Raw genomic sequence first — 16,790 nt, 5'->3', positions numbered from 1 at the left:
AGCGGGAGCGCCGATGCAAGACCACAACGCAAGCACAACCTTGCGGGTCCAACGGGCCGAGCCGTCGGCCAAGGCCGTGAGCGACGCCGTGGCCGAAGCCACGGACGCCCTGATCCGCCGCCAGCAGGCCGACGGCCACTGGGTGTTCGAGTTGGAGGCCGACGCCACCATCCCGTCCGAATATCTGTTGCTGCACCACATCCTGGACGAGATCGACCCGGAGCTTGAGGCGGGCCTGGCGGCCTTCATCCGCGGGCGGCAGGGCAAGGACGGCGGCTGGCCGCTGTTCTTCGGCGGCGCCATGGACATCAGCTGCAGCGTGAAGGCCTACTTCGCGCTGAAGGCGGCGGGGGACAGCCCCGACGCGCCGCATATGCGCCGCGCCCGCGAGGCGATCCTGGCGCGCGGCGGGGCGGCGCGCTGCAACGTCTTCACCCGCATCCTGCTGGCCCAGTTCGGGCAGATTCCCTGGCGCGCCGTGCCGGCGATGCCGGTGGAGGTGATGAACCTGCCGCCCTGGTCGCCCTTCCACATCTCCCGCATCTCCTACTGGTCGCGGACGGTGGTGGTGCCGCTTCTGGTCGTCATGGCGCACCGGCTGCGCGCCCGCAACCCGCGCGGCGTTGGCATCGCCGAGCTGTTCACCGAACCGCCGGAGCGGGTGCGCAACTGGCACAGCAACAACAACCGCGGCGGCTGGGCCACGCTGTTCCGGGCGCTCGACGCGGCGCTGCACGCGGTGGAGCCGCGCCTGCCCGCCAACGGACGCCAGACGGCCATCGACCGCGCCGTCCGCTTCGTGACCGAGCGGCTGAACGGGGAGGACGGGCTGGGGGCCATCTTCCCGGCGATGGTCAACGCCGTGCTGATGTTCCATTGCCTGGGCGTCCCGCCCGACCATCCCGACGCGGCGACGGCGCGCCGCGCCTTGCGCGGGCTGGTGGTGCGGCAGCCGGGACGGGTCTATTGCCAGCCCTGCCTGTCGCCGGTCTGGGACACCGCGATCATCTGCAACGCCCTGCTGGAGACCGGAAGCCAGCCGGCCCGCGCGGCCGCCCGGCGCGGCGCGGATTGGCTGATCGGCCGCCAGATTCTCGACGTGGAGGGCGACTGGGCGTGGCAGCGTCCGGGGCTGGCCTCGGGCGGCTGGGCCTTCCAGTACAACAACGCCCATTACCCGGACACCGACGACACCGCCATGGTGGTGATGGCCCTGCAACGGCTGGACGCCGAGCGCTATGGCGAGCCGATCCGCCGCGCGCGCGACTGGATCGTCGGCATGCAGAGCCGCAACGGCGGCTGGGGCGCCTTTGACGCCGAGAACCAGCACGACTTCCTGAACCACATCCCCTTCGCCGACCACGGCGCCCTGCTCGACCCGCCGACCGCCGACGTGACGGCGCGCTGCGTCATGATGCTGGCCCGGCTGGGCGAGGGGCGCGACACCCTGCCGACCCGCCGCGGCCTGACCTTCCTGGAGCGGGAGCAGGAGAGCGACGGCGCCTGGTTCGGGCGCTGGGGCACCAACTACGTCTACGGCACCTGGTCGGCGCTGGAGGCGCTGAACGCCGCCGGGGTGCCGCACACGGCCCCGGCGGTGCAGCGCGCCGCGCAATGGCTGCTCGCCCACCAGCGCCCCGACGGCGGCTGGGGCGAGGACGGCGCCAGCTACTGGGCGGGCAACCCGCGCGGCGAGGGGCCGGTCTCCACCGCCTCGCAGACCGCCTGGGCGCTGCTCGGGCTGATGGCGGCGGGCAAGGGCAATCACCCGGCGGTGGACCGCGGCGTGGAGTATCTGCTGTCCGCACGCGACGCCGAAGGGCTGTGGAGCGAGGAGCCCTTCACCGCCGTGGGTTTCCCGCGGGTCTTCTATTTGAAGTACCACGGCTACGCGGCGAGCTTCCCGCTGTGGGCGCTGGCCCGCTACCGGGCCCTAAGGGTGTGATGGGGCGGGTGTGAGAGCGGCAGCGGCGGTCCTGGTCGCGGCTCTGACCGTGAGCGTCCAGGGCGTGCGCAACGGCGAGGGGGAGATCGTCCTCGCCGTCTGCGAGGAGGCGGCCTACCCGGCGGGGCGCTGCGCCTTCCGGGTCACCGCCCCGGCGGCGGAGGGTTCGGTGAGCGTCTCCGTGCCCGACGTGCCGCCGGGGACCTACGCGCTGCGCGCCTACCACGACGAGAACGGCAACGGTCAGCTGGACCGCAACCTTCTGGGCGTCCCGCGGGAGGGGTTTGGATTCGGCAACGACGCCGCCGTCCTCCTGGCCCCGCCGAGTTTCCGCGACGCCGCCGTGACGGTGGGGGAGGATGGGGTGGAGACGGTGTTGACGCTGCGTTACTGGATATCGCCATAAGGAGGCGTGATGGCCGCCGCGATCCTCACGGGCATGGCGTTGGAGGCCCGCCTCGCCCGGCGCGGCGCGCTGCCCGTGGCCTGCGCCACGGGGGACGCCGCCGCCGCGGTGGCGGCGCATCGCCTGCTGGAGGGCGGCGCCTGCGGGATCGTCAGCTTCGGAATCGCGGGCGGTCTGGCGCCCGGCCTGCGGCCAGGTTCGCTGATCCTGGCGGACGCGGTCGTCGATGAGGACGGGGCCGTTCTCGAAACCTGTCGGCCCTGGCGGGACCGCCTGCGCAACGCCGTGCCGCAGGCCCGTCCCGGCGTGGTGATCGGAGTGCGGACACCCGCGGCGACGGTCGGGGACAAGGCGCGCTTGCGCGCTCTGAGCGGCGCGGCGGCGGTCGATCTGGAAAGCCTCGCCGTCGCGCGGGCCTGCCTGGCCTGGGGGCGGCCCTTCGCCGTGCTGCGCGCGGTCGCCGACCCGGCGTGGCGGGCGCTGCCCGCGGCGGCGCTGGCCGGGCTGGACGAAGGAGGGCGCATGGCCCCCGGCGCCGTGCTGGCGCGCCTGGCCGCCGACCCCCGTCAGATCGTCGCGCTGGGCCGGCTGGCCTTGGACCTCGGCCACGCCCTGGCGGCGCTGCGCCGGGCGGCCCGCGCCCTTCCCGCCGATCTACTCGGCGGCGGTCCGCTCGGCCTCGATCCGGCGCAGCGTGTCCGCGACATGGCGTGAGAAGACTTCCTCCGCCGGGCGTTGGCGGTCCAGCGGGATCTCCGGCGCCATCGGTCCGTCGGTGCGCGGCCCGCGCAGGCTGACCGCCAGCGCCGACAAGGGATTGCGCAGCGTGTCCTCCACGGCGGTCGGCTCATAGCCGCTGTGGACCATGCAATCGGCGCATTTCTCGTAGTTGCCGGTGCCGTAAGCGTCCCAGTCCGTCTCCTCCATCAGCGCCTTGAAGGTCGAGGCATAGCCCTCGCCCAGCAGATAGCAGGGGCGCTGCCAGCCGAAGACGTTGCGCGTCGGGTTGCCCCAGGGCGAGCAGCGATAGCTGCGGTTGCCGGCCAGGAAGTCCAGAAACAGGGACGATTGCGAGAAGCGCCATTTCCGGCCCCGTCCCCGCGCGAAGATGTCGCGGAACAGCTCCTTGGTCTTGCGGCGGTTCAGGAAATGCTCCTGATCGGGCGCGCGTTCGTAGGCGTAGCCGGGCGACACGGTGACGGCGTCGATGCCGGCCTCCATGGCCTCGTCAAGGAAGGCGGCGACCTTCTCGGGCTCCGCCCCGTCGAACAGGGTGCAGTTGATGTTGACGCGGAAGCCGCGCGCCTTGGCGGCGCGGATCGCCGCCACGGCCCGGTCGTAGACCCCCGGCTGGCAGACCGCCTTGTCATGCTCCTCCCGACCGCCGTCGAGATGGACCGACCATGTGAAGAAGGGGCTGGGGGTGAAGCGGTCGAGCCGCTTTTCCATCAGCAGGGCGTTGGTGCAGAGATAGACGAACTTACGCCGCGCCACGATTCCGGCGGCGATGGTGTGGATCTCGGGGTGCAGCAGCGGCTCGCCCCCGGCGATGGACACCACCGGGGCGCCGCATTCGTCCACCGCGCCCAGGGCCTCCTCCACCGACAGACGGCGGCGCAGGATCGGGTCGGGGTAGTCGATCTTCCCGCAGCCGGCGCAGGCAAGGTTGCAGCGGAACAGCGGCTCCATCATGAGCACCAGCGGGAAGCGCCGGTTGCCCTTGAGGCGCTGGCGCAGCACGTAGGCGCCGACCAGAGCCGCCTGGATCGCGGGAACGGCCATGGCTACGCCTCTCCCGGACCGTGGTGGATCGCCGTCTGCTGGATCACCGTCATGCGCCTGTCCCTGAAATTGCGGTGCGCTCCAGTTTGGAGCGTCCGGGGACGCACGGCAGGTAGGTTACTGTATGATACTTGCCGCGGTGCCGGGCGCGGGGAGGTGTCGCGGGACGTACGGGGCACGCGTACGCCTTCTTCGGCGCGGGGGCTCGACGTGATGGCTAAGGGTTCGGCGTCTTGCGCCTGCTCCGCGTGGCTTTGGCCCTCCCGGCCTTGGCATTGAGCGGCTGGGCGAGGTGCTTCGACTCCTCGTACCGCTCCAGGAAAAGCGTGTAGGCCCGATCGGGGCCGACCGGCACGATCCTGTCCGGGTGGGCGGGCGGCAGATGCCCCCAATCCAGCCAGGCGGGCGGCAGGAGGTCGCGAAGTTCGGTCGCCATGCAGACGAGGTCGGCCTGCTTGATGGCCGGGACCTCGTCGTTGAAGCCGAACCAGCGACGCAGCGCGTCCTTGACCGGATGAAGGCGCTGTTTGACGTAGTCGCGGTCCAGCATCACCTTCACCGGGGACGGCCAGTCGCCGAGGAACTCCTCGCAGTCGTGCATCAGGGCCGAGTAGGCCAGGGGCGGCGGCACCAGACGCGACACCATCACCGAATGCTCGGCGACCGAGTACCAGGGCCGCGCCGCGCCGCCCCAGCGCGGCTGCGACGACAGGCACTGGGCGATGTCCTCGATCGGCATGCCCGTGGCGTCCGGAGTCAGCAGGTCGAGGACGAATCCGGACGGCATCAGGATGGCGGTGCGTCCGTCCGGTCGCTTGAGAAGGTCGAGTTGCATGGTGGCTGGCCGTTCCGGAACCGCGGGCGGGGTGCGGGGCCGTGCCCAGGGGCGGCCCCGGCCGTCGGCCCGATGAGTCATCGGGTTGCGCGGGTTTAGCAGATCGCCGACCGTGCGGACAACGGCCCCCGTCGCAAGGCCGCCATCGGTCACGACGGCGCACCGCATCGCCCTGCCTGAGGTTGCATAAATTACTAAATTCGCATCATTTTTCGTCTTCTCTGGTCGTTCGTGACGATGTAGCGTAATCCTTCATTCCCCCAATGCAACGACACGGATAGGGGTGGCCGCGCCGATGCTGAACGAACCCGCGAAGGATGGGGTGCTGAGCCGCAGCATCAGCGACCTGCACGTCCTGCTGATCGAGGACGATGACTTCACCCGCCGGTTGATGAGCCGCCTGCTCCAGGATCTGAGGGTTCGCCAAGTGTGGGAGGCGTCGGACGGCGTGTCGGCGCTGGCCATCCTGCGCGACCATCCGGAAAAGGTCGACCTCGCCATCTGCGACCTGGAGATGCCGCGGATGAGCGGGCTGGACCTGCTGCACGCGCTGCGCACGGCCACCGGCAACCCGCTGGCCGACCTTCCGGTGATCGTCCTCACCGCCCATCGCGAGGCGGACACCGTCAAGCGGGCCATCGCCTATGGCATCTCCGGCTATCTGGTGAAGCCGGTGTCGAAGGCCGACCTTCAGAAGCGGTTGACCTTCGTTCTTCAGAAGGGGCGCTGAGAAAGGCCCCACCTGGAGCTTTGCGTCCGGCGGCGTGGCGCATGGCGTCGCGGCTGAATTTCTGTTCAGCCGCGACTTGACAATGAGTGCCTCCGTCGAGTGTCCATTTGTTCACTCAACGATTCGGCCGATCAATGTCTTCTACTCCAAACCAGAAATAATTTTCTTGATCTCCAAATAATTTTTGTACTCATCCTCAAGGCCTGGCGTATATTTCAGAATTGTGGACATATTTTGCATGAGTTCGTTGTGTCGGAAATTCTCTTCAATTGGAATACAATTCGATGGCATCACACCTTCAAGTATCTGAGACGTCGCCACGACGGTTCCGTCTCCTTTCGCTTCGCCGATTGGCATAACATAAAACGGAGGTGCGTCTCCACCTTCCTGTGAGACCAGGGCGTATGAATCGACTGTCATGTGTTTGTCTGAATATATGCAGATTTTTTTGGCTTTTGTCTTTTCCGACATGCTGTTAACTATGCTGCTTGTGCTATAAGGCATGCCTTCGATTGTCGGATCAGGAAAAATGAGTGACCCGCTTGTGTCCATAATCTTGTCAATCAGCGGTTGTTCGGTCAGAAGATGTCGAGGAACCTGCAGAGAGTCCTCGTTCGCATATCCGGAAAGTGAACGGATCATGTTTCCCCCTCCCAGCGCCAGTTTCCCAAGTGGAGTGCTGAGCAAAAAGTCGATCAAATTCGCCTTTTCACTTCCTTTGAAGGGAGACATGATCGATGTAAGGTAAAATTCGCCGGCATCGATGATTTTTTTTAGTGTTTCTCGGAGCGCCGGATCGACAAAGGTCAGTTTCCTCAATGTGCCTTTCGGGCTTAATTTCTGTCTTCCTTCCGCATCCGTCTCAGTTGTCATCATAAAATCCAGACACCCCTCTTCAATAAATAGCTCAAGGTACATGGCTATATAGTAGATAAGGATTCCTCCGTTGCTGTGGCCGCATAATATTAATTTTTCGATGTTCGGGCATTTCTGCAAATCCACCAAAAGCTCTACTGCTTTTTGCTGAGCTGTTTGTTGGTTTTGCGTCATAAAATTGTATGGGAATATTGAAAACAATGTATTATTGGATAAGCACGCGCCCTCGACTGCGGCAGCATCGAGCACATTGTATTTCGCAAATGGATTGAATAACCCTTGTTCGGCACAAATTCTGGAAAAGCCATCTGCATTTGAAATTTTTTTAAGGTCATCTTCGATTCCAGGAATTTTGTTAAAAGCATTTTTCAACAAAAGTTGTGTAAAATTCTCTTTTTTCCTTATGTCTATGTCGAATGTATTCGCGTACACCCCCTTGGATCCACCAACGCATTGTTTAAAGAATATGTTGAGTAAATGAAGGAGGCTTGGGTTGCCTTTTGGTGTATAATCAGGTTGGTCAATTGTATCATTTCCGATAGGGGATGCAAAAACTCCTGGATAGAATCCAACGTATTTTGTCGTGTTGGGATACTTGGCAATGTTGCTGACAATGTTGGACTTTGACGAGATTAATTTCATCTCCGCAACTCCTGCTGTCTAAAGGGTGGGTGTTTGTTCAATGAGCGGCCTGGCAAAGGCAGGGATTGAGGGAAAGGCCTCTTCAGGCCGGCTCCTGTACCGCCGAATGCGTTATTGGATGGATTCAGGGGCCTGCTGTAAGGACGCGGCTGTCCGGGATTTGTGAACAAACCAACCGGTCCATGCAGGCGGACCGCGGGCTCACGGTTGCGGATGGATGGCGGCGTAAGGACCGTCCGCGTCCCGGAAACGGGACGATTTGGTGCAGTCAGGCGTTGCGGTAATGGATGGGAGGGCGCACCTTCCTGTCCGAACACCCCCTGACCGGAGACGCCGTGCCATGCCGGGGACCGTCCGGCCTGCCCAGGGCCCGATACGGATCGCCTCGAATCCCATCGTGGACCGCCGCGAGGAGTTGGCGCGCGCCGTCGTCGCCACCCAGTTCGAGCGCTGGCCGGCGCTCTACGCCCGCTACGGCGAGGCCGGCCGGGAGCGCTGCGTCGAGGATGTCGGTTTCCACCTGCTCTATCTTGCGGAGGCGGTGGCGAGCGACAGCCCGGCCCTGTTCCGCGAGTATGTGGCCTGGGTCAAGATCCTCTTCGCCGGCATCGGCATTCCCGACGGGGAGTTGGGCGAAAGCCTGGAAATCCTGCGCGACGTGGTGGCCGTCCGGGTCGACCCCGCCACGGCGGCGCGCGTGCGCGCCTGCGTTGAAGCGGGGCTGTCTGCTTTGCCCGGCCTGCCGCGGGAGGCGCCGCCCTACGTCCGGCCGGACGCGCCGCTCGGCGCGCTCGCGCGCTCCTACATGGACGCGCTGCTGGCCGGCGACCGGCGCCGGGCGATGGCGCTGGTGACGGAGGCCACCGCCACCGGGGCGGCGGTGCCCGACCTTTACCTGCATGTGTTCCAGCCGACCCTGCGCGAGATCGGACGGCTGTGGCAGACGCGCGCGATCACCGTGGCGCATGAGCATTTCGCCACCGCCGCCACCCAGGCGATCATGGGCCAGCTCTACCCGGCGATCTTCGCCGCCGAGCGGCGCGGCCTGTCGATGGTCGCCACCTGCGTCAGCGGGGAGCAGCACGAGATCGGCATCCGCATGGTCGCCGACTTCTTCGAGATGGCCGGCTGGGACAGCCACTATCTCGGCGCCAACACGCCTGCGAGCAGCATCGTCCACGCGCTGCGGGAGCGGAACGCCCAGGTCCTGGCGGTGTCGGCCACCATCACCGCCCATGTCGGGCGGGTGGCCGCCCTCATCGCCGCGGTGCGCGCCGAACCGTGGGAGCGGCCGCCGCAGGTGCTGGTCGGCGGCTACCCCTTCAACCTCGTCCCGGATTTGTGGAGGACGGTGGGCGCCGACGCTTTCGCGCCCGGCGCGCAGGAGGCCGTCGCTCTTGCGGAGCGGCTGATCCGCCCGGCCGCCCCGGACCGCGCCGCCGGCGTGGCCTGATGAGCGCAGCGTGAAGGAGGGGAGATGGACGCGCTGGTCCTGACCTGCGACCACGACGGGCGGCTGCGCGCCCTGCACCGGCTGGGCGCCGGACTGCCGGGATTGACGGGAAAGCCCGGCACGCCCTTTCCGGCCCTGTTCGGTCCGGACGCGGTGGCGGGGGCGCTGGATCTGTTCAGCGGCCTGCGCAAGGCGGGCCGGGCGCTCGATCATCCCGTGCCCAGCCGGCTCGACCCTGCCGGGGTGCTCCATGTCAGCGGACTTTGCGACGCGGAGGGCATGGTGCTGGCCGTGACGCCGGCGCCCGGCGGCCTCCCGGCGCTGATGGAGGCGCTGGACGCGCTCAATCCACGGCTGGCCCGGCGGCTCGCCCCCATTGGGGCGGCGGTGCCCAAGCCGGAGATTACCACCGCCGACGCGCTGTTCGACGAGATGACCCTGCTCAACAACGAGCTCGCCAACGTCCAGCGGGCGCTTGCCAAGGCAAACGCCGAGTTGGCCGCCAGCAACGAGCAGAAGAACCGCCTGATGGGCATGCTGGCCCACGACCTGCGCACGCCGCTCCAGGTCGTCGTCGGCTTTGCGGAACTGCTGGAGCAACGGCTGGACGGGCGGCTGGAGGCGGCGGAGCGCGCCTGCCTGGAGCGCATCCGGGAATCCAGCCTGTCGATGCGCCACATGGTGGAGGACGCGCTGTCCCTGGCGGCGCTCCAGGCGGGGCGGCTGCGGCTGACGCGGCGGCCGACCGATCTGGCGGCGCTGGTCCGGCGGAACGTCTCGATGAATCGCGTGTTGGCCGAGGGCAAGTGCATCATTATCGAGCTGTCCGTGCCCGAACGCCCGTTGCCCATGGCCGAGATCGACCCGGCCAAGCTGGATCAGCTTCTCAACAACCTTCTGTCGAACGCCGTCAAATACTCCGACCGGGGCGGACGGGTCCGTGTCGCCCTCAGCGAGGCCGCGGGCGAGGAGGGTGGCCGGGTGCGTCTGCGTGTGTCCGACGGCGGGCGTGGCATTCCTCCGGCCGAGCTGGCGCAGCTCTTCCAGCCCTTCGCCCGCACCGGCCGGCTGGGCACCGAGGGGGAGGGGACGGTTGGCCTCGGCCTGTACATCTGCCGCTCCATCGTCGAGGGGCATGGCGGGCGCATCACCGCCGATTCGGCGCCGGGGCGCGGTTCGACCTTCACGGTGGATCTGCCATTGGTGGCATCATCCCCTTGAGAAGCGGGGCATTCCACAGACGGGCTGGCGCGCCGACCGGCGATGCTGTAAAAGGAGCCCTTACGATGTTGCGACGCGAAAGGTTCATGGGTTTACCCCTCCGCCGGCTCGGGCGGCCTCCCTGGGGAGCGCCGTGAGCGACGGCCGACCTCCCGACACGTCCCCGGATTGTCAGGCTCCGGAGGGCGTTGACCGCGGCGATGCCGCGACCACCGGTTTTTCGCCGGTGAACCCCGCTTCGGCGGTGCTGGACGATTTCCTGAACCATGATCACGGCGCGCGGATCGCGTTGGGCGACCTCGTGGGCATTCTGGGCGACCGTGCCTTCGGCGCCCTGCTTCTGATCCTGTCCATTCCGAACATCCTGCCGGTGCCCGGCCTGTCCACGGCCACCGGCCTGCCCATGCTGCTGATCGGCGCTCAGATCGCCGCCGGGCGCGACCGCCCCTGGCTGCCGCGCCGGCTGGCCGCCCTCACGCTCGACCGCGACGCCTTCCTGCGGGTGATCGCCAAGGCGAAGCCCCACGTTGACCGGCTGGAGCGGCATCTGCGCCCGCGTTTGCCGGCGATGACCGCCCCGACGGCGGAGCGGCTGCTCGGCGTGGCCGTGATGATCCTCGCCGGGATCCTGGCCCTGCCCATCGTCTTCGGCAACCAGCCGCCGGCCTTCGCCATCGCGCTGATCGCGCTGGGGCTGATCGAGAAGGATGGGGCCTTCGTCATCGCCGGCCTCGTCGCCGGGCTGATCGCCATCGTCATCGTCGCCGCCGTCCTGTTCGGTTTCGGGCAGGCCGGCATGCTGATCTTCCATAAATTGTTTTCCTAAAAGGGAGCGCCCACGGGCTCGCCGCCATGATCTGGGAAGTTCTGGTCATCATTTTGCTGATCCTGCTGAACGCCTTTTTCGCGATGTCGGAAATGGCGCTGGTGTCGTCGCGACGCGCGCGGCTTCAGCAGATGGCCGAGGAAACGCGCAGCAAGGGTGCCCGTGCCGCGCTGAAACTGTCGGAGGACCCCGGCAACTTCCTCTCCACCGTGCAGGTCGGCATCACGCTGATCGGCATCATCGCCGGCGCCTACGGCGGCGCGACCCTGGCCGACCGCCTGGGCACGGTCCTGGACGCCAACGTCGCCTGGATCGCCCCCTACGGGCAGCAGGTGGCCTTCGCGCTGGTCGTCGCCGCGATCACCTACCTGTCGCTGATCATCGGCGAGCTGGTGCCCAAGCGCATGGCGCTGGTCAACGCGGAGCGCATCGCCGCCGGCGTGGCCGGCCCGATGAGCGTCCTGTCGCGCGTCGCCATGCCGCTGGTCTGGCTGCTCGGCGTCTCGACCGAGGGCGTGATGAAGCTGCTGCGCCTGCCCACCGCGCGCGAGCAGACCGTCACCGAGGAGGAGGTCAAGAGCCTCATCAAGGAGGGCACGCAGAGCGGCGTGTTTGAGCCCGCCGAGCGGCAGATGATCGAGGGCGTGTTCCGCCTGTCAGACCGCACCGCGCGGTCGATCATGACGCCGCGGCCGGACCTCGTCTGGATCGATCTCGACGACCCGCCCGACGCCATCGCCAAGGAGATCCAGGCCAGCGGCTATTCCCGCTTCCCGGTCTGCCGCGGCGACGTGGACGAGGTGCAGGGCATCGTGTCCAGCAAGGCGCTGCTCAACCAGGCGCTCCAGGGTCGCCGCTTCGACCTGCGCGAGGCAATGGTGGAGCCGCTGATCGTCCATGACGGCACCCCCGTCCTGCGGCTGCTGGAGCTGTTCAAGCAGGCCAGCATCCACATGGCCGTGGTGGTGGACGAGTATGGCAGCGTCGAGGGCATCGTCACCGTGACCGACATCATGGAGGCGATCGCCGGCGAGTTGCCCGAACAGGGGCAGGAAGGCGACGGCTTCGCGGTCCAGCGGGAGGACGGCTCCTGGCTGGTCGACGGCATGACCCCGGTGGAGGAGGTGGAGTCGCTGGTCGGCGTGAGAGGGTTGAAGGGCGAGGGCGATTACCACACCATCGCCGGCTTCATGTTGGACCGGCTGGGCCATGTGCCCATCGCCGCGGAACATTTCCACTGGAACGGCCTGCGTTTCGAGGTCGTCGACATGGACGGCCGGCGCATCGACAAGGTGCTGATCCAGGAGAACGGCGAGGTCTCGGAGGGCTGACGGGGTCTTCCGCAGAGCGGCGTCACAACTCGGTGACGCCGCTCTTGGGGATGCGGACCTCGCGGTGGACCGACATGCTGAGCAGAAGCCCCACGCCGATCATCAGCGTCATCATCGCCGACCCGCCGTAGGACACCAGCGGCAGCGGGATGCCCACCACCGGGATCAGGCCGGTGACCATCGACACGTTGACCATCACATAGAGGAAGAACTGCGCGGTCATGCCGACCGCCACCAGCCGGGCGAACTGGCTGCGGCAGCTCAGCGCGATGACCACGCCGTAGATGAACAGCATCAGGTAGAGCGCCAGCAGGATCAGCGCGCCGACCATCCCGAACTCCTCGGCCAGCACCACGAAGATGAAGTCGGTGTGCTTCTCCGGCAGGAACATCAGCTGGCTTTGCGAGCCGGACATGAAGCCCTTGCCGAACAGACCGCCCGAACCCAGCGCGATCTTGGACTGGAGGATGTTGTAGCCGGCGCCCAGCGGGTCGGTCTCCGGGTCGAGGAAGGTGTAGACGCGCTGCTTCTGGTAGTCGTGCAGGAACTCCCAGGCGACGGGGATGGCCGACAGGCCGCCGCCGATGACCAACAGGAACTTCCAGATGCGCACCCCGGCGGCGAAAAAGACGGCGCCGCTGCCCATGATCAGCAGCAGCGAAGTGCCCAGGTTCGGCTGCATCAGCACCAGCGCCACCGGGGTGAAGACCAGCAGCAGCGGCGGGATCAACAGCAGCGGACGGCCGATCTGGTCGAGCGAGATGCCGTGGAAATAGCGGGCCAGTGCCAGGGTGAGCGCCGGCTTCATCAGTTCCGACGGCTGGAGCTGGAAGAAGCCCAGGTCGATCCAGCGCTGGGCGCCCATGCCGATGCGCCCCATCAGCTCCACCGCCACCAGCAGGCAGAGCACGATCAGGAATATGGCGTAGGCCGACTTCATCAGGTGCCGCACGTCGACCAGCGCGATCATCAGCATGAGGATCAGGCCGGGGATGGCGCGCACGAGCTGCGGCTGCGCCCAGGGCCGCCAGTTGCCGCCGGCGGCCGAATAGAGCAGGGCGACCCCGACCGACGTGATGATGCAGACCAGGAGCACCAGCCCCCAGTTGATCATGCGGAACTTGCTGCCGAGCGTCAGTTCCGGGCGCTGCGGGGCCAGCCCGCCCGACCCGTGGTTCGAAAGGACCGCGACCATGAGGAAACGTTCGTTGTGTCCGGGGGCGTCCGTGCCGGAAGGGCAAGCGGCGGCGCCTTGCGCGGCGGATACTGCACCAGCGCCGCTCTCCGGTAAAGCCGCCCGGTCCCCCCGCCTTAAAACTGCTTCAGCGGGCGGTCAGAACTGCTTCAGCAGCCGGTCGATGTACTCGCGCTCCATCTGCGGGCGGCCATACTGGCCGGAGCGGCGGCGCAGCTCGTCGAGGATCTCGCGGGCGCGCTGGAGTTCGGCCTCCTCGGGGATCTTCACGTCCTCGTTGTTGTAGTTGCCGAAGCCGGAGGGGCGGCGGCCCAGCGGGTCGCGGTTGCGGCCCTGGCCCTGGCGCTGCTGCGCCTGACCGGGCTGCTGCCCGCTCATCGCCGGACCCTGTTGGCCCATCATCTGCTGCATCATCTGCTCGGCCATGGCCTGCATGCCCTGTTGAAGCTCGTCCATCGCCTGGGTCTGCGGGGGCACGGCGGAGCCGGGCTGCCCCTGCTGGAGCGCCTGGCCGGCGTCGCGCATGGCCCGTTCGGCGCGGCCCAGCGGGCGGGGAATCTCGCCGCCCTGCTGTTCGCCCATGCGGCGCATCAGCTCGCCGAGCTGGCGGCGCAGCGCCTCCTGCTGTTCGGCCTGCTGCTGCATCAGCGGGCTGCCGGACTGGCCCTGCTGGCCTTGCTGCCCCTGCTGCGGACGGCCCTGGCGGTTGCGCGGCCCCTGCTGCTGACCCTGCTGCCCGTCCTGCCGGCCCATCTGCTCCTGCGACTGGCGGAAGGTCTGGTCGAGCAACTGCTGCTGCCGCTGCGTCAACTCCTGAAGCTCGCGCATCATCTGCGCCGCCTCGTTCTGGCCCTGCTGCTGCATCTGGGCCATGGCGCCGTTGCGCATCTGCTCCATCATCTGCTGGAGCTGGGACAGCATCTGGCGGGCGGCGTCGCGGGCGCCGGTCTCGGCCATCTGCCGCATCTGCTCCATCATGCGCTGGAGGTCCTGGCGGTCCATCATCTGGTCGGCCATTTCCGGCGGCACCATGGGGATCTGCTCGCCGCGCTCCAGCGCCTCGCGCATCTGCTGCTCCATGGCGTCGAGGAACTTGTCGAGCGCCGCCTGAAGCTCGTCCATCAGCTTCTTCAGCTCCTGGTCGTCGGCGCCGCGCTCCAGCGCCTCGGCGAGACGGCGTTCGGCGTCGCGCAGGTCGCGCTCGGCCAGCGACAGGCCGCCGTCCTCGATGCGCAGCGCGGTCTCCCACAGCAGTTGCTGGACGGCGGGGACGGAGGCCGCCTCCTCGTCGAGCAGCAGGCGGTTCACCGCGGTGCGCATCGCCAGGAAGGCCACCAGATCGCCGCCGAACTGGCTGGGCCGGGAGGAAATCTCGGCCAGGGCGCGGGCGACCTCGATGCGGAGCTGCTGCGGCCGCAGGGTCAGCTTCTTGCGCTCCTCGACGATGGCGCGGGCGACCGGGTGGTTGAAGACGCGCTCCGGGAGGACCATCGCCACGTCCTCCGTGCTGCCGGTCTGGCCGGCGCCGTCGAGGGCGGTCAGGCGGATGGTGACGTTCAGCCCGGCCCAGGGGTGGGCGGTCAGGTCGTGGAAGGCGGCGTTGCGCGCCTCGCGGGGGCGGACGCCGGGCAGGGCGAGTGGCAGCTCCAGCGGGCTGCGGTCGAGCGCCGGGGCCTCGCCCTCCGGCAGGTCCAGCCGGACGACGGCCTTGGCCTCGGCCAGCCCGTAATCGTCCTGCGCGGTGTAGTCCAGCCGCAGCGCGCCGCGCTCTCCCTTGGTCGGGGGGCTGGCGTAGGCGATGGTCGGCGGGTTGTCCGGGATGATCCGCACGTTCCAGCTGCCCAGCACGCCGGACCCCTGGGTGACGGCGATGCGGGTGCCGTCCTCGATGGGCTGCTGGATCTGGAAGGTCGAGGAATCGACCGCCTCGAAGGCGGTGGACTTGGTGCCGGCCTCCAGCGACGGCGTGCCGCCGCCGCCGGTGACGCGGGCCAGGACGAGGCTGCCCTTGGGAACCGGCACCGGGTCGGCGAGGCTCGGCGTGTGGGCGGGGTTGGCCGACTTCAGGAAGACCGGCGGCAGGCCGGTGTATTCGGGCGGCGTCACCCAGAGGTCGAGGGTCGCGACCGACGCCGTGGCCGTTCCGCCGAAATGCGGGGTGACGGCGGCGGCCAGGCGCGGCTTCCAGTCGCCCCAGGTCGCGCCGCCGGCGGCGACCAGCACCAGCGCCACCAGCGCGCGCAGGGCGTAGCGGTCCCGGGCGGCGAGGCCGTCGGACGGCGGCATGGCGACGCGCAGCCGCCGCATGGCGGCGCGCACCCGCTCCTGGTGCAGGCGCCACAGCTCCGCGGCGACGGGATCGTTGCCGGCGGGCGTGTCGCGCAGCGCGTGGAGGGGGCGGTGCGCCAGACCGCTGTCGCGCTCCAGCCGGCGGCGGGCGGCGTCCTCGTCGGGCAGGCGGAAGGCGCGCAGCCCGCGCCACCCCGTCCAGCCGATGGCGGCGACGAACAGCACAAGGACCAGCGCGTGCAGCCAGCCCGGCAGAAGCAGGAAGACGTTCATCAGGGCCAGGGCGAGGAAGGCCCCGGCGATGGTGATGGGCGCCCAGAGCGCGGGCCACAGCCGTTCCCAGAGCAGGGCGGCGCGGGCCTGTCCCATGCGCAGGCGGGGTTCCCGCGGTGCGGGTGCGGGGGGCGCCTCCTTGCGCGGGGGGAAGCGGAACCCGTCCTTGCTGTCGCTCATGCCGCTCTCCCGTCAGGTCAGGCACCGGGCGGGAAGGGAAACCGCCGCCGGAACATCGTCAGGATATAGGCTCGGCTGCGCCGTCTGTCGCGGTCCGGCATGCCGGTCGGTTAACGAAACATTGCGCCATGTCCAAAATAAGGCAACCCGGCGTTTGGTGCAGGGGCGCCGCCCGTTCCGCCTCACGGCCGCGGGCGGTCGGGCTCGTCGCGGAAGGCGGGGCGTGTCGCTTGTGAGCTGTCCGGCCGTGCCCCATCCGGCCATGTCTCGTCCGGCAATGTCTGGTCCGGCCATGTCTCGTCCGGCGGCGTGGCGGCCAACGGCCGAGAGGCGCGGTTCGCTCCGGTCCTCAAGCGGTCGGGGCCGCCGCGCCCGAAGCTCCGCTCCGTCCGTCGAGCCATTCGCCGAACCATTTGTCCATCACCAGGATATGGCCGCACAGCCACATCTCGACGTAGCTCTGGAGGAACTGCACCTCCTCCGGATCGTGGACACCGGAATCGGACTGCCGGCGGACGAAGTCGGCAAACGTGTCGTGCATCTTCTTGTGCTTGGCGTAGTCGGGGTAGCCGATCGCGTGCATCAGCCCCTCTTCGCGGCGGAAGTGATAGGCCGAGTAATCGGCCAGCTCGCGCAGGAAGCGGTTCGCGGATTCCCGTGTTTCCCCGGCGGCGATCGCCGCGCTGAACTGGTTGAACAGCTGGAACAGGCGCTGGTGGTCTCCGTCCACCGCGCTCTGACCAATGGCATAGGCCGCGTCCCACTCCATGATGTTCCCCGCCCGTTTCTCGAGCGGGGAATCATAC

14 protein-coding genes are annotated in these 16,790 nt (G+C 68.0%); 8 read left to right on the top strand and 6 right to left on the bottom strand.

The genetic code is table 11. The features are described from left to right. Window positions 1–13: 13 nt before the first annotated feature. Genes shc through ABVN73_RS19245 form a run of 3 tightly spaced genes read left to right on the top strand, consistent with a single transcriptional unit; the run spans window position 14 to window position 3,065 of the window. Window positions 14–1,945 carry a squalene--hopene cyclase gene (gene shc, locus ABVN73_RS19255; RefSeq protein WP_353859861.1) on the top strand — a complete coding sequence of 644 codons (1,932 nt, stop codon included), beginning with the start codon at window positions 14–16 and terminating at the stop codon, window positions 1,943–1,945. A 10-nt stretch (window positions 1,946–1,955) separates the two neighbouring features. Beyond that, complete coding sequence (locus ABVN73_RS19250) at window positions 1,956–2,351, top strand: DUF2141 domain-containing protein (RefSeq protein ID WP_353859860.1); 396 nt, start codon at window positions 1,956–1,958, stop codon at window positions 2,349–2,351. Between the two features lie 9 nt (window positions 2,352–2,360). Then, window positions 2,361–3,065 (top strand): hypothetical protein, encoded by a 705-nt coding sequence (locus tag ABVN73_RS19245; RefSeq protein ID WP_353859859.1) that lies wholly within the window; start codon window positions 2,361–2,363, stop codon window positions 3,063–3,065. On the opposite strand, the gene hpnH is transcribed toward ABVN73_RS19245, so the two are convergent. Both hpnH and ABVN73_RS19235 read right to left on the bottom strand, forming a co-directional pair. Further along, complete coding sequence (gene hpnH, locus ABVN73_RS19240; RefSeq protein ID WP_353859858.1) at window positions 3,006–4,133, bottom strand: adenosyl-hopene transferase HpnH; 1,128 nt, start codon at window positions 4,131–4,133, stop codon at window positions 3,006–3,008. The genes ABVN73_RS19245 and hpnH overlap by 60 nt on opposite strands. A gap of 217 nt (window positions 4,134–4,350) precedes the next feature. After that, window positions 4,351–4,968, bottom strand: a complete 618-nt coding sequence (locus ABVN73_RS19235) for a hydrolase (RefSeq protein WP_353859857.1) — start codon at window positions 4,966–4,968, stop codon at window positions 4,351–4,353. Between the two features lie 295 nt (window positions 4,969–5,263). On the opposite strand from ABVN73_RS19235, the gene ABVN73_RS19230 reads away from it, so the two are divergent. Further along, entirely contained in the window at window positions 5,264–5,698 is a 435-nt protein-coding gene (locus ABVN73_RS19230) for a response regulator (RefSeq protein WP_353859856.1), read from the top strand. 141 nt (window positions 5,699–5,839) lie between these two features. On the opposite strand, the gene ABVN73_RS19225 is transcribed toward ABVN73_RS19230, so the two are convergent. Further along, window positions 5,840–7,216 (bottom strand): hypothetical protein, encoded by a 1,377-nt coding sequence (locus tag ABVN73_RS19225; RefSeq protein WP_353859855.1) that lies wholly within the window; start codon window positions 7,214–7,216, stop codon window positions 5,840–5,842. A 340-nt stretch (window positions 7,217–7,556) separates the two neighbouring features. Between ABVN73_RS19225 and ABVN73_RS19220 the strand changes: the two genes are divergently transcribed. The 4 genes from ABVN73_RS19220 to ABVN73_RS19205 all read left to right on the top strand — a co-directional run bounded on the left by ABVN73_RS19220 (window position 7,557) and on the right by ABVN73_RS19205 (window position 12,047). Beyond that, window positions 7,557–8,669 (top strand): cobalamin-dependent protein, encoded by a 1,113-nt coding sequence (locus ABVN73_RS19220; protein WP_353859854.1) that lies wholly within the window; start codon window positions 7,557–7,559, stop codon window positions 8,667–8,669. A gap of 24 nt (window positions 8,670–8,693) precedes the next feature. Then, window positions 8,694–9,890: a HAMP domain-containing sensor histidine kinase gene (locus tag ABVN73_RS19215; RefSeq protein ID WP_353859853.1), complete on the top strand. Its 1,197-nt coding sequence runs from the start codon at window positions 8,694–8,696 to the stop codon at window positions 9,888–9,890. A gap of 226 nt (window positions 9,891–10,116) precedes the next feature. After that, window positions 10,117–10,716 (top strand): exopolysaccharide biosynthesis protein, encoded by a 600-nt coding sequence (locus tag ABVN73_RS19210; protein ID WP_353859852.1) that lies wholly within the window; start codon window positions 10,117–10,119, stop codon window positions 10,714–10,716. A gap of 26 nt (window positions 10,717–10,742) precedes the next feature. Further along, entirely contained in the window at window positions 10,743–12,047 is a 1,305-nt protein-coding gene (locus ABVN73_RS19205; protein WP_353859851.1) for a hemolysin family protein, read from the top strand. Between the two features lie 22 nt (window positions 12,048–12,069). Here ABVN73_RS19205 and rodA read toward each other — a convergent pair whose 3' ends face one another. The 3 genes from rodA to ABVN73_RS19190 form a co-directional block, all read right to left on the bottom strand. Then, a complete protein-coding gene (rodA, locus tag ABVN73_RS19200) occupies window positions 12,070–13,242 on the bottom strand; it encodes a rod shape-determining protein RodA (RefSeq protein ID WP_353859850.1) in 1,173 nt (390 codons plus the stop codon). Window positions 13,243–13,380: 138 nt separating this feature from the next. After that, window positions 13,381–15,984, bottom strand: a complete 2,604-nt coding sequence (locus tag ABVN73_RS19195) for a TIGR02302 family protein (RefSeq protein WP_353859849.1) — start codon at window positions 15,982–15,984, stop codon at window positions 13,381–13,383. A 349-nt stretch (window positions 15,985–16,333) separates the two neighbouring features. Further along, complete coding sequence (locus ABVN73_RS19190) at window positions 16,334–16,753, bottom strand: hemerythrin family protein (RefSeq protein WP_353859848.1); 420 nt, start codon at window positions 16,751–16,753, stop codon at window positions 16,334–16,336. Window positions 16,754–16,790 lie beyond the last annotated feature (37 nt).

It is taken from the genome of Azospirillum formosense (assembly GCF_040500525.1).
GTDB lineage: Bacteria > Pseudomonadota > Alphaproteobacteria > Azospirillales > Azospirillaceae > Azospirillum > Azospirillum formosense_A.
This window is presented reverse-complemented; position numbering and strand designations above follow the sequence as displayed.

Excerpts from the sequence above, each read along its gene's own strand:
- shc (WP_353859861.1), top strand. The coding sequence starts at position 14 with ATGCAAGACCACAACGCAAGCACAACCTTGCGGGTCCAACGGGCCGAG.
- ABVN73_RS19245 (WP_353859859.1), top strand. The coding sequence starts at position 2,361 with ATGGCCGCCGCGATCCTCACGGGCATGGCGTTGGAGGCCCGCCTCGCC.
- hpnH (WP_353859858.1), bottom strand. The coding sequence starts at position 4,133 with ATGGCCGTTCCCGCGATCCAGGCGGCTCTGGTCGGCGCCTACGTGCTG.
- ABVN73_RS19235 (WP_353859857.1), bottom strand. The coding sequence starts at position 4,968 with ATGCAACTCGACCTTCTCAAGCGACCGGACGGACGCACCGCCATCCTG.
- ABVN73_RS19230 (WP_353859856.1), top strand. The coding sequence starts at position 5,264 with ATGCTGAACGAACCCGCGAAGGATGGGGTGCTGAGCCGCAGCATCAGC.
- ABVN73_RS19225 (WP_353859855.1), bottom strand. The coding sequence starts at position 7,216 with ATGAAATTAATCTCGTCAAAGTCCAACATTGTCAGCAACATTGCCAAG.
- ABVN73_RS19220 (WP_353859854.1), top strand. The coding sequence starts at position 7,557 with ATGCCGGGGACCGTCCGGCCTGCCCAGGGCCCGATACGGATCGCCTCG.
- ABVN73_RS19215 (WP_353859853.1), top strand. The coding sequence starts at position 8,694 with ATGGACGCGCTGGTCCTGACCTGCGACCACGACGGGCGGCTGCGCGCC.
- ABVN73_RS19205 (WP_353859851.1), top strand. The coding sequence starts at position 10,743 with ATGATCTGGGAAGTTCTGGTCATCATTTTGCTGATCCTGCTGAACGCC.
- rodA (WP_353859850.1), bottom strand. The coding sequence starts at position 13,242 with ATGGTCGCGGTCCTTTCGAACCACGGGTCGGGCGGGCTGGCCCCGCAG.
- ABVN73_RS19195 (WP_353859849.1), bottom strand. The coding sequence starts at position 15,984 with ATGAGCGACAGCAAGGACGGGTTCCGCTTCCCCCCGCGCAAGGAGGCG.
- ABVN73_RS19190 (WP_353859848.1), bottom strand. The coding sequence starts at position 16,753 with ATGGAGTGGGACGCGGCCTATGCCATTGGTCAGAGCGCGGTGGACGGA.